Below are 12,523 nucleotides of genomic sequence, written 5' to 3' on the forward strand. Positions count from 1 at the left end.
CCCCTGGAGCAATCAAAGTCACACTTTGTTTGAAATCAAAGAATCCAGATTCATTCACGGAAGTTGATAACCCCCTCCAGAGTTAATTGGAATCATAACCTCAGTTTTAAGCCCTGTTGTATACCCTTTCCCGATATTATGTTGTTCTCATTGCCTAATAAGTTATTTATATTAGTTTCCATTTACTCAATTTTTATTTTCTTATTGAATACTTTTTAAATAAATTATAAAATACGCCAGATAACAATAAAATTGATGCTCCAATAATTGTAAAATTAAATTGAAATGTCGGTTTTAATGCAATTGTAAATATAATCGTACCAATTGGCATAAATAACACTGCAACAGTATAGATAATTCCAAATATTCTTCCTAAAAAATTAACTTCAACATTTTGTTGCACATAGGAAAAAAATTGAATATTAAATATAGCCAAAAATAATGAAAATATTGCTGGTCCTAATATGATTATTCTACTCTGAAAGATAAAATAAAGAATTGGGGTAGTCAGCAAAGATAGACCCGAAAGTCCTAAGTATAATGTCATTTTAGAGGGATTTAAACTTTTGTTAGTCAAAGAACTTAGAATTGCACCCAATAAGCCGCCAGTAGCTTCTGCAGTAAGTATTGTACCATATAATCCACTTGAAATCTTAGGAAACATTAAACCACTATAAGGTAGTAATAAATTGTATGCTGCAAGAAAAAAATTTATCAAAGCTGATAGAATTATTAAATTAAATACTACTTTATATTCTAACAAATATTTAAAGCCCATTACTAAATCAACGAAAATATCTTTGATAGATATTTTATTGTTGTCCATACGTTCTGTTAACTCTGGTTTAATAAATAATATTAGTATGCCAGAGAAAAGAAAAGTTATGCCATCTAATAATAATACACCATGAATTCCTAATTTATCGTATAAAAATACAGAAATCAATGGTACTACAACTTTTACTGTAGTACTAACTACTTCTAAGTAAGAATTAAGTTTTGAAATATTATTCTTCTCAACAATCTCCTTAGTAAATGATTTATAAGACGGCGAAGAGAATGAACTAAGGACTGCCAAAATTATATTCGTTAAAACAATTCCATATATCAACCATTTTTCCACAGTTATAAAAGATAAAATGATACACCCTATCCCACTAATAATATTAGTTGAAAGCAAAATCTTCTTTCTTTTAAATCGATCAGCTATTACACCGCCTAGTAGGTTAAATAATATACCAATTAAATTTTCAGCTGCTTGATAAATACCAATCAGAAATAAGGATTTGGAGTTTATACTAGACAAAAAAGTACTATTAGCAAAGTCAAATAGTATGTCGCCAAACCTGGATATTCCTCTACTACTAACAAAATTAGCTATATTTATTTTTTCATTTTTTCTCATATCTTTTCCCTGAACTAATTTTTCAACGAAACAAAATTAATTATCAAGCTTAGAATAGATAATTCCTTTTGAGAATGTGTCTAGTTTCTCGATTCTTTCTTCTAATTCAATTTCATTTCTAGCCTGAAAACGAACCATCAAAGCATTTTCCACAATATTCTCTGCGGCTTGAACATATTCTCCAATTTTTAAAGGTAAATAAACCATCTCTGCCCAGGATAACTCCTTTTCATCTGGAATACTTTGGACATGCCCAGCTTGTTTATAAAGAGCAAAAGTTGCTGAAATTTTTTTAGGCACTTTAATAATTTCACCATAGTTAATATTTTTGATATTGTCTGAAGAAGACATAATTTCCCAATATTCTTTGAGAACATTTACATTGTAAACATCATTAATTAAGTCAGGAATATCTCCCCCTCCAAAGCGTTTGCCAACTTCACAAAGTAGTACACGTCTCTCAGAGATATCTACAAACCATTCAAAATGGAATGGGGTTAGTTCATCCTTTACAGAGAATTCCTTAATTACTTTTTCACACTCTGAAAAAATTAATTTGATAAGATCATTATCTGAATATAACCTACTTGTTCTCAATAAATAGTATCCATTTGTAGAACTCAAAGACTCTAAAAGCAATTTAACATTATCGTGAACAAAAAATCGTTTTACCGAATTTCCAATAGCATAACCATCACAGGTAATCATTGTTTTTACATCTACAAATTCTTCAATAATAAAATGATCTCCAAAATAGTTCTCATCTAAAACAGTTTGCTTATCAATTTTTTTAATACCTATACAAGCCGCTCCCCGTCTAGGCTTTATAATTGCAGTACTTGTACAACTTTTTTCCCAAAAAATTCTTAAATCATTTTCCGATTCAAGCAATCTAAAATATGGTTGCTCTACAATATCTGTTAGAAAAGACCTCATATAAAACTTATCTTTAAACATTAAATTCGAAACTGATTTGGTATTTTTTTCTACAAAATGATCATCTAGAAAACCTGCCCAATCCACATACTCTTCACATAGTGTTGTAATACTATCAATTAAGAATTCCTTTTTAAGAGCTCTGATTTTTACAACTAGGTTTGGTAGAGTATAATCTTCTAAGAAAATTACTTTCGCTTCCCTATCACCTCTTTTAATAGATTCATCATATTTATTCTCCCTTTCTTTCGGGGCAAGAATAATAAAATTATCATTATCATAAATATAGTCTAATCTAAAGATTCTAGCTGAATATCTATTTAAAATAATTTTCATTACGATTTTTCCTTTCTAAACTATAATCCTATGTTCTGATTTTTTTGGCTGGAACTCCTGCTATGATGCTTCCAGCACTAAAATTTTTCAAAACAACAGCATTAGCACCGATTTTACAATATCGGCCAATTCTTACACTTCCCAATATTTTTGCTCCAGCTCCAATGTCTACCCCTGATTCAATAACTGCAAACGTAGGCTCACCTTGATGTTTCACACCTATAGTTACGTTATTCCTAATTATTACACCAGATCCTATCACAGTATTTCTATTAAGCATAATTCCATAAGGATGAAATAGTGAAATTCCAGGTTCAATTTTAACTGTTCTAGGAAAATGACAGTGTAATAATCCTTCAATAATAATTGTATCACCTAAAAAATAAGGAGTAGATAAAATTAATTTTATAATTTTAGGTAAAGGTAAATTATCAATAAATTGCCCATACCGAAATATAATTAGAAGTACCCACGACCAAAAATGATGATTTGCTCTTAAATCTTTTATTAACATAGATTCTACCTTACAATTTATTCATCACTTCATAAAAACTTTTATGACAGAAATCTGGAAGACATATTTTTAGATGCTCAGACGTTAAAAATTTATTTACACAATGAGTTTCAAGACCATTTTTTTTAGCCGATAGGACTCCCGAACAAGAATCCTCAAAAACAATTATATTAGAGCTCGGTGTAGTGTAGTGTTCAATAATTTTTTTATAGGGCATTGGACTAGGTTTGTGTTCTAACGTATCTTCATAAGCAACAATCTTATCAAAATAGCAAAGAATACCTAATGAATTAAGTACTTTTTCTAGACGTTTTCGTGGTGATGATGTACAAATAGCTAACTTATATTTTGAAATAGAGTAGTCTAAAAATTCTTTTACTCCTGGAAGAAGTGTTACAGCAGGTGAATCAATCATTTCTATAATATATTTCTCCCTAAATTCTCGAAGTCTTTGCAACATTTTGAAATCAATTCCCTGATTCAGTAATAATCTATCAACTTCTTCAATCGACTTACCTGTAAAGCTACTTATTAACTGATTCGACACTGATATATTATTTTCTTGAAATGCAAACTTCCATCCATCCCAGTAAATTTCTTCTGTATTCACCAATAAACCATCAAAATCAAATACTATTACTTGTTTATGCCTCAAGATACCTTTCATAGCAACTCACCCGAAACCAATCTTGAAAGATTATCCCAGATTACTTCATCACATTCCCAATTCCAACTATTAACTAACTTAACTAAATCAGCAATCATTTTTTTATCATCCTTATCTAATTTATCGTATGGTAATACTGATAAAATTCGGAAAATTAAGCAATACCTTATCTTTTTATTATTACTAATTTTATTTATACTGCAAATTTCTTTCATCTTACTAATACAGTATACTAACACACACTTTCTGTTGTTAGTAATTCCACTATAGTTACTAAATGTTTTATTATTATATTTTGTTCTATTATATTTAGGAAATAGGTAACTACCACCAATAAAGAAATTCCAAAATAAAATGACAAACTCTAAGAAAATATCATTATAATCAGCTTCTTCAAAATCAATAAATATTTCAAAAGTATTAAAGTTCATATCACTAGGATCACCATGCGTTAAAAATCTCATTGATTCTAGCTCTATATTAGAAATGTAAAATAGAGTTTCATCAATGATACTTTTAAACAGTAGATCTTCTGTACTAATCATTTCAAGTCTATTGATACGTTGATAAAAAAATTTATTATATTGATAGTTATCAATCATATCATCGTCGCTATAATAAATTTGTTTGGCGTCAAAAGTTTGGAAGTAGTTATTTAATATTCTTTTACATATTTCCTCATTATCTTCTTCATTCTCTAGAATAAAATATAAGGAGTTTTCATAATTTGCTACTGCCTCAATATATTCAAGCAAAATTACTGAATTCTCTTCATCTAGTCTATAAGTACCTAATACTTTAGGACACTGATTAAATTTACTATATTTAAGTTGTCCCATTCTCTCACGATTTATAGATTCAATTGAAGATATTTTAAAAAATTTTTTTCCACTTTTATCTGTTAGCACTCCATTTATTGAATTTTGATCAAATCTAACTGATTCTATGACACTATTAGGGAGCTTTTTCTTAACTCTATCAATTATAAATTTGTTATCACTTTTTGACACAACTCTCTTACCTCTTCAATAGTTAAATTAGGAATTTTTGAAATCAAATCTTCTAGGTATTCACTTAACGGATGATTAATTTCCCTCATCCCTTCAACCACTTCTGAATAAGTTATGCAAAGTTTTCCGTTTTCAGCCAGAAGTATCATAAAAACAATTAAACATTCTTTAAATACTTTTCGAACATTGAAAGAATCTTGTACAATGTGTTTTTTTATAGAGGATATAAAATTATTTCTATTTACAATCTGCATATTAGTTATCTTATCTATATTAAGTACTGGGAGTTTAAAGTTTCTGATATAATTGGGTTTTATATACCCTCTACAAATATTATATAGATTCAATAAGTTTTTTGTATCAACTCTATCTCTTTCAATATCACCCTTTGTAATAATATTGACACCAAATTTATAAGAGTATTTCGATATTTGACAATTAACTTCATTATAAAAATCAATTATGTTCTCCTCCAAAACAAGTAATACATCTACATCACTCCAGCCTTCAATATACGAATTATTTGTTGTACTTCCCGTATATGAAAAGAGAAGAATTTTATCTTGATAATTATTTACTATAAAATTAAAAAAATTCATCATCTCATCTTTTAACTTTTCATTCACATTAAAATCTCTAATAGGTTTTAAAATTGGATTATTCTCTTTATAAGTTAAAAAGATTTTATTAATCTGTTCCTTGCTATTAGAAGCAGTATCGGAATTGTCAATTACTACATCTGCCTCACTCTTCAAAAAAGAGATCCCTAATTTCTCTTTTTTGATATCCTTAGTTTGGAATTCTACAATTGAATCCAAAGAACGAAATTCTCTAATATTTTTTGGAGCCTCTATATAAATTAATTTATAATCATATTTTAGAATCTCTCGCATTTTTTCATGAAATCTTCTTGAATATATACTTTCAATAACAAACGCTTCTTTAAAATAGTGATAACTTGCAAAATCAATCATCTGTTGTATACTCACTGTTTCCAACAAAGATGAAATCGATTTATCTACCAGTTTTTTAGCTGACTCAATAAACGTTCTTATTTTTAAATTCCAAAAGTCTTCTTTTAGATCAATGTATTTAGAGTAATAAGATTTCCCACTTTCTGTCATTCCTGTAATTCCATAAAATACTGAGGGCAAGTACAGGGTATTACTACTAACTCGTATACTATATAGATCAGAGATTTTTTCCATAACATTTTCGTAAAGTGCTTCTAAAAACGAATCGCCTTTTTTAATATTTTCAAAAGTTAAAGTTTCATTTTGATCCTTTTCAAATGGCATTAAATCGATAACTTCTGAACTATCACCACATTCATCAACAATTTTAATTCCCAGATTATCATATCTATCCGAAGAAATCATTCCTGGGTTACGTTCAAAAATCAATTCTTTACATTTTACTAATAAACTATTATTGGTACATTTTAAATAAATCTCCAAAGTTTCTTTAGGGAACTTATCTATTCTAAAAAAATAATTAAATATGTATTTCAATAAAGTTAATTCTATATTCTTTATAGAGATATCTTTTATTTCATATAACGGAACCCATTCGCCATTAGAAATAGCCGGTTTTTGTACATTAGCAAGTAAAATTATATTTTCCTCGTTAGAAAAAATCTCAGTAAAATCCAATTCTTGCAAATTTAAATTATAGTTTAAATATAAATAATCAACCACTTTGTCGGCTTTATATGTTTCAGAATAAAAAGATTGTGAAGGAACATAATAGCCACTCTCCGATTTAGAAAACAATAACGACTCTTTTGTCGTGTCGTAAATAATACATAAAATATTCATAAGTTTTTTACCTATTTAAAACAATAACCTTTCATTATATAGTACATTTTTTCTTTATTACTGAATAGAATAACACTTCTATTTGAAAAATTTCCTTCTCTATAATTTTTAACAACCTCATCTGGATCAAGTACTTCACCTATATAGTTGAATGATAAAGAAATATTATTCCAACGCTGTAACAACTCTTTCTCTTCTATACTATTTGTCTGTGGCGAAACACTAAAAACACGACATCTTATATCTAATCCTTCTGCATAACTCGCTAAAATTTTTTTAAATCTATTTTCAAATATAGTATAATCTTCATCTCTTTTGATTATGATAGGAATTTTAGTATGAACATCGCCTATTGTATGGGAAGCATCAAATCCCCTAAAGTCTCTAAAATTATAAGATATTGAAACTACTATATTATTGCTATTTTGGTATTTAAGTATATGCTGGCATATGCGGAACACGGAATAGATATTTACATCTTTATTTTTTTCGCTATCTATTTGAATAGTAGTCACGAATACCTCTTCTTCATTATAGATAGCTACTTCCCCTTCTTCTCGAGGAATAAGGTCTAAACAATCTTTAATTTTAATATTAGAAGTTTTCTGGTTAATAAAGTTTATATAGTTATAAAACGAACTAATTGGGATATCATCTTCTAAAAGAGTTCCTTCATAGAGGTTATTTAACATTTTTGATAGCATATTGAGTGAGGATGCATCAATCGAATGATAGAAAAAATAGAATCTAACTATCTTTTGTTCCAAAGATATCACAGCTACTGGAACTGGTGTTATTGGCTGCTCCTTTAGAATGTTAACCATTTGATCATCAGAAAGAAAATTTTGAAATACAACTACAGTAGGGATAATTTTACCATATTCCATTCTTTTAAACGTTACATTGTTCCCATCTCTTACAATAAACGTTCTCAATAAGTCAATCCTTTTTGAAATCTTAGAGACTACATCCACGACTCTATGATAAACATGAGTATTCACCTCATTAACACGAAATTCACAATGTATAATTGGAATTCCTGGACTATTTTTTAATTTTTTTTGAGTACATGTTAATGGAATTTCCACTGCATTTGTATCTAAGTCTATTTGTTCTAGTTTAATTTTTAAATTTAGTATATCTGTTTCTTTTTGATACTTTCTTACAACCGTTGGTTCTTTTGTATCCCCCAAATTATTCTCAAACTCCTTAATATAGAGTAATATTTTTTCCGTATCATTCAAAGAAACTAAGCTAGCACTGTCAATCTTAATTTTAAATTCTTCTTCAATATCTAAAAAAAATCTTACTGTATCTAAAGAATCTAGTTCATTAATAGAAAGAACACCATATTTAACTACAATCTCATTAATCTTATTTAATATGTCTTTCTCTTTTATTTTTACTGTTCTCTCCAAATCATCCTTTTTATTATAGTAAGCCTCTATCATCCTCTTCACATCTAATTTCCTATTAAATGTAAAAAGATATTCATCAACCTTGATTATTTTAGGTTTCAAATATGATGGGAGGCTTTCTGTAATCAATTTAGAACAGTCAAATTCTGATTTATAAAAAATGTAAAGCACTTTATTACTATATACAATTTTAGTAGATAATACTTTTTCGATAGAGGAAACTATAGAATTCAATTCTTCAATCTCTAATCTTATCCCATTAATCTTAATTTGACTATCTTTTCTGCCTTCAAAGACTAAATCTAAATTTTCGTTATAATAAACAAAATCTCCAGACAAATAGAATCGGCTTTCATCCAATACTTTAAATCTATTTTCACTTAAGTTTGGTTGTAACAAATAGCCTCTACTGACTCCTTTTCCACCAATAGCTAATTCTCCTCCATTTGAATTCTCTTCTTTCTGAGGTAAGACTTTAATTTTAGCTCCTGGAATCGGCTTCCCTATTGGAACATGATCTTTTTCATCTCCTTTAACAAGATAGTATGTTGCATATATGGTTGTTTCACTTGGCCCATAAAAATTATAAACCTCGCAACCCTTTTCAATTGTACGTTTTAACTTTTTTGATAAGTTGACAGAAAATTCCTCACCAGCAATGCTCAACGATTGCAAACCCTCAAATATATTTTCTCCAGCCGTTTCTAGTAACATCTCTGCTAACGAAGGTGGGCAAGATAGATGAGTTATTGAATACTTCTTGATAACAGATGACATTTCCTTTAATGTTTGAACATTAACATCAATACAAATCAATGTTCCTCCTGTAAACACTGGAGCTAGTATCTCAGTTAACGAAACGTCAAAAGTATATGGTGTTGTAAATAGAAATTTTGAATTGGTGCCAAAGTTTACTATTTTATAAAATTCATCCAGAAGCCAACATATATTATCTTCTGTTAAAAATACTTTTTTGGGTATTCCAGTTGTTCCTGAAGTACAAATAATGTATGTTAAATTATCATCACTTACTACTGGATAATAAGGATACTTTGATTTTTTTATGAAGTTTAGATTGCCAATACAGAAAATATTCAAATCTACTACCTGATTATCTAATAGAAAATCAGTTAATACCATATCAAAATCTACATCTTGAACTCTTTCTATCGCTTTCGTAAAATCTATCCCCTGAATTAGAGGAAGAGGGATTTTTCCTGACTTTAAAATTCCTAAAACGATAGGTAAAACGTACACAGTATCTTTAACAACAAACGGTATGACACTCTTAACTGATCCACTTATTATTTTTCCTGCTATATAATTAGAAATGTTCTCAATTTCACTAAAAGTTAATGAATACTCTTTTGAAATAAGCACAGACTTATTTGGGTATTTTTCAACATGATATTGTAATCTTTTCAATATCTCCATATTTAGCGCTCCTTTATACTTATGTATTGTTAATAAAACATTCGTCAACTTCACTTTATCAAATTTCTTCCCCCATCCACAGTCAGAGTCACCCCATGAATGTAACTAGAGCTATCAGTTGATAAAAAATATATGACTTTTGCAACTTCCTCCGGCTGTCCTGCTCTCCCAATAGGAATCTTATCTCGAATTACTTGACTAGTTAAATCAATATCTGTATTCATAGGTGTATCAATACAGCCTGGAGCAACATTATTCACTCTGATTCCTTTACGCCCCAATTCAATTGCAAGCTCTTTTCCCAACAACTCTATTCCAGCTTTAGAAATATCGTAAGGATAGTTATTTATTCTTGGAGATTTAGCATGAATTGAGGTAACATTTACGACAGCTCCTCCTCTGTTCAAATATTTAGTCGCCTGATTCAAACAGTAAAAGGTACCATACAAATTATTTTTGATTACTTTATTCCAATGAACTGTACTGATTGAATGCCATTCTTCTAAAATTTGAATTCCAGCACAATTAATTAAAACATCAATCTTACAAAATTTTTTATAAATTTCTTCAAAGACATTTTTAACCATATGCTCATCAGATATATCGCAATTGTAATATAATAATTTTGGATGAGATTTTCCCACCTCTTCTTTATCAAGAACTACAACCTGATAATTATTATTAAGAAAAATATCAACAGTTGCACTTCCAATTCCACTTTTGCCACCAGTAATTACTACAACTTTCACTCATTACCCTCCTAACTAAAAGAATTTACTATCTAGACTAAGTCTATAGGAGCTCCTATAGACTTAGGTGTACACCTAAGCAATTTATCCACCTACAATAATGATAATATCCAAAAACAATAGAAAAATTGGTATAACTTTTAAAATATTTTTCATCTATTTACTCCTTTTCTTTTGATTTATTGTATAATAATCCGTAGAAGTTATATTATTTGTTGTGAAAGCGGGAATTTAAATGAAATCAAATCTCGGTAAAACCTTAAGACAAGTTCGTCAAAATAAACAAGTCAGCATATGCTCTATTGCGGATAAACATTTATCTAAATCACAAATTTCACGGTTTGAACGAGGAGAATCAGAAATCTCTTGTTCCAGGCTTATCAATATTTTAGATAAGCTACATGTTTCTTTAGAGGAATTTCTTATTCTCCATGATAACGATTATACTAGAACTGAATCGTTTGCTAACTTAGTACAGTATATTCAAAAAGAGTACTCGTCGCAAAATATAAAAAAGATTAAATTATTACTCTTAGAATCTTCCAACTATAATTTAAACTCTTTTGAAAAGACAATGATAAAATCAATCATCCATACTCTAGATAATAGTATTAGTCCTACAGAGAAAGAGATACTTCAACTAACAGATTATCTTTTTAAAGTTGAAAAATGGGGATACTACGAAATAATATTGTTAGGAAACTGTGTAAGAACTATAAAATATAGCTCTTATTTTGTCTTAACAAAAGAAATGTTAAAAAATTATATTTATTCATCATTAAATAAATATAATAAAAAACTTGTTACACAATTAGCAATTAACTGTTTAATTCTAAGTATTGATCAAAGTGAATTTTTAAATTGTTCATACTTAATTTCTAAAATTAAAAAACTTTTAAAAAATGAATTGAACTACTATGAACAGACTGTCTTTCTCTATGCGACAGGATATTTCGAATTTAAAAAAGGTCAAATATATGGAATAGAAAAGATGGAACAAGCAATTCAGGTATTTGACATCTTAGGAGAGTATAAAATAAAATCTCAGTATGAGGAACACTACACTAAATATGTAAAAAGCAAATAACTTCTCTCTAGCAAAGTGCAGAAAGCCCTCATTTAGGACAAGAAACTATAAGCAGGCTTTACCTAGCTTGTATAAAAAACTGTATGAACAAGAGTCATGAGATAACTCGAATACGTCGTGAACATGAAAATAAAATTACAACATGCATCTTGTTCTATTGTTCAATGGTTGACAGGAGGTTTTTATATTGGAAGTTATAATCGAAATATGTTGTGGCATTGATGTCCACCAAAAGTCCATTGTTTGTTGTATTCTAGATAGTCCGCTAGATACCAATAAGCCACAGATCAATATTGGCTCCCTCTCTTTAATATCTTTTCAGATTCTGATCTAATCTCAGTGCTTGCTAATCCCCAACATATCAAGAATGTACCCAGTCTCAAAACAGACATGAAAGACGCTGAATGGATTGCGCAACTCGGACGTTATGAGCTAATCGAACCATCCTATATCCCTGGCCCTGAAGTTGTACAGCTTCGTTTACTAACCCGTCGCATGCGTTCTTACAAGCAACGACAAACACAAGTCAAAAATGAAATACACAATCTCTTACAGCGAGCCATTATAAAGCTAACCAGTTATCTTTCTGATATCTACTCAAAGACTGGACAAGCTTTATTAACCTTATTTATGAACGGTGAGGCCATTGATACATCAAGCATACTTGCCTGCATTCAAAAAATAGTGAAAACCAGCCCAGAGGAGCTGCTTGAAGCGATGAATGGGAAGTTATCATTGTAAGACCTCTTCCTCATCGATCAAAGTCTTCATGAGTTACAGATGTATCAAGAGATGATAGACAAACTGGAGAAAGAAATACAGCATTATCTTAAAAAGGAGTTCCCCTGAAGAATATGATATTTTGATGACCATTCCAGGAGTCAGCCAAACATGTGTAGCTATCATTTTAGCCGAAATTGGCCCAACTTTTACAGCCTTTCCATCCGATGCACACTTAGCGTCATGATCTGGTCTCTACCTAGGTTATTATGAAAGTGCAGGTATTAAAAAATCCTCACACATCACGCAAGGAAATCAGTATCTCAAACAGGCTTTGACTATGACTGGATTGATTGCAGCGCATTCTAAGGTTCCAGATTTTTCTTCTTTCTATAATCGAATCTCCCATAGAGGAACCAAGATGAAAGCT

Annotated in this window: 11 protein-coding genes; 3 read left to right on the forward strand and 8 right to left on the reverse strand. The window is 29.5% G+C overall.

The window, feature by feature from the left end:
• Positions 1 to 193: 193 nt before the first annotated feature.
• From BTU61_RS00745 to BTU61_RS00780, 8 genes are read right to left on the reverse strand one after another with little or no spacing between them, the layout of a single operon-like run.
• The gene (locus tag BTU61_RS00745; RefSeq protein ID WP_200771911.1) at positions 194 to 1,405 is read right to left on the reverse strand and encodes an MFS transporter; all 1,212 of its coding nucleotides are present in this window, start codon (positions 1,403 to 1,405) and stop codon (positions 194 to 196) included.
• A 36-nt stretch (positions 1,406 to 1,441) separates the two neighbouring features.
• The gene (locus BTU61_RS00750) at positions 1,442 to 2,677 is read right to left on the reverse strand and encodes an ATP-grasp domain-containing protein (protein ID WP_200771912.1); all 1,236 of its coding nucleotides are present in this window, start codon (positions 2,675 to 2,677) and stop codon (positions 1,442 to 1,444) included.
• A 28-nt stretch (positions 2,678 to 2,705) separates the two neighbouring features.
• Positions 2,706 to 3,191: an LbetaH domain-containing protein gene (locus tag BTU61_RS00755; RefSeq protein ID WP_200771913.1), complete on the reverse strand. Its 486-nt coding sequence runs from the start codon at positions 3,189 to 3,191 to the stop codon at positions 2,706 to 2,708.
• A 10-nt stretch (positions 3,192 to 3,201) separates the two neighbouring features.
• Positions 3,202 to 3,858, reverse strand: coding sequence for an HAD family hydrolase (locus BTU61_RS00760; RefSeq protein WP_200771914.1), 657 nt, complete (start codon positions 3,856 to 3,858; stop codon positions 3,202 to 3,204).
• On the reverse strand, positions 3,855 to 4,868 hold the full coding sequence (locus tag BTU61_RS00765) for a hypothetical protein (protein WP_200771915.1): 1,014 nt from the start codon (positions 4,866 to 4,868) through the stop codon (positions 3,855 to 3,857). The genes BTU61_RS00760 and BTU61_RS00765 overlap by 4 nt, the downstream gene beginning before the upstream one ends.
• Complete coding sequence (locus BTU61_RS00770; protein ID WP_200771916.1) at positions 4,841 to 6,685, reverse strand: nucleoside/nucleotide kinase family protein; 1,845 nt, start codon at positions 6,683 to 6,685, stop codon at positions 4,841 to 4,843. The genes BTU61_RS00765 and BTU61_RS00770 overlap by 28 nt, the downstream gene beginning before the upstream one ends.
• Positions 6,686 to 6,696: 11 nt before the next feature.
• Positions 6,697 to 9,537, reverse strand: coding sequence for an AMP-binding protein (locus BTU61_RS00775; protein ID WP_200771917.1), 2,841 nt, complete (start codon positions 9,535 to 9,537; stop codon positions 6,697 to 6,699).
• 50 nt (positions 9,538 to 9,587) lie between these two features.
• Positions 9,588 to 10,286: an SDR family NAD(P)-dependent oxidoreductase gene (locus BTU61_RS00780; RefSeq protein WP_200771918.1), complete on the reverse strand. Its 699-nt coding sequence runs from the start codon at positions 10,284 to 10,286 to the stop codon at positions 9,588 to 9,590.
• 235 nt (positions 10,287 to 10,521) lie between these two features.
• On the opposite strand from BTU61_RS00780, the gene BTU61_RS00785 reads away from it, so the two are divergent.
• From BTU61_RS00785 to BTU61_RS10350, 3 genes are all read left to right on the forward strand, one after another.
• A complete protein-coding gene (locus BTU61_RS00785) occupies positions 10,522 to 11,373 on the forward strand; it encodes a helix-turn-helix domain-containing protein (protein WP_200771919.1) in 852 nt (283 codons plus the stop codon).
• A 339-nt stretch (positions 11,374 to 11,712) separates the two neighbouring features.
• Complete coding sequence (locus BTU61_RS00790) at positions 11,713 to 12,114, forward strand: IS110 family transposase (protein ID WP_244967044.1); 402 nt, start codon at positions 11,713 to 11,715, stop codon at positions 12,112 to 12,114.
• 124 nt (positions 12,115 to 12,238) lie between these two features.
• The gene (locus tag BTU61_RS10350) at positions 12,239 to 12,340 is read left to right on the forward strand and encodes a transposase (RefSeq protein WP_200771920.1); all 102 of its coding nucleotides are present in this window, start codon (positions 12,239 to 12,241) and stop codon (positions 12,338 to 12,340) included.
• The last annotated feature ends 183 nt before the right edge of the window (positions 12,341 to 12,523 follow it).

Origin of the sequence: Streptococcus lactarius, from assembly GCF_016642265.1 — a bacterium.
Lineage (GTDB): Bacteria > Bacillota > Bacilli > Lactobacillales > Streptococcaceae > Streptococcus > Streptococcus lactarius.

What these genes read in the sequence shown, in the direction of transcription:
- BTU61_RS00745 (WP_200771911.1), bottom strand. Translation starts at nt 1,405, where the DNA reads ATGAGAAAAAATGAAAAAATAAATATAGCTAATTTTGTTAGTAGTAGA.
- BTU61_RS00750 (WP_200771912.1), bottom strand. Translation starts at nt 2,677, where the DNA reads ATGAAAATTATTTTAAATAGATATTCAGCTAGAATCTTTAGATTAGAC.
- BTU61_RS00755 (WP_200771913.1), bottom strand. Translation starts at nt 3,191, where the DNA reads ATGTTAATAAAAGATTTAAGAGCAAATCATCATTTTTGGTCGTGGGTA.
- BTU61_RS00760 (WP_200771914.1), bottom strand. Translation starts at nt 3,858, where the DNA reads ATGAAAGGTATCTTGAGGCATAAACAAGTAATAGTATTTGATTTTGAT.
- BTU61_RS00770 (WP_200771916.1), bottom strand. Translation starts at nt 6,685, where the DNA reads ATGAATATTTTATGTATTATTTACGACACGACAAAAGAGTCGTTATTG.
- BTU61_RS00775 (WP_200771917.1), bottom strand. Translation starts at nt 9,537, where the DNA reads ATGGAGATATTGAAAAGATTACAATATCATGTTGAAAAATACCCAAAT.
- BTU61_RS00785 (WP_200771919.1), top strand. Translation starts at nt 10,522, where the DNA reads ATGAAATCAAATCTCGGTAAAACCTTAAGACAAGTTCGTCAAAATAAA.
- BTU61_RS10350 (WP_200771920.1), top strand. Translation starts at nt 12,239, where the DNA reads ATGACCATTCCAGGAGTCAGCCAAACATGTGTAGCTATCATTTTAGCC.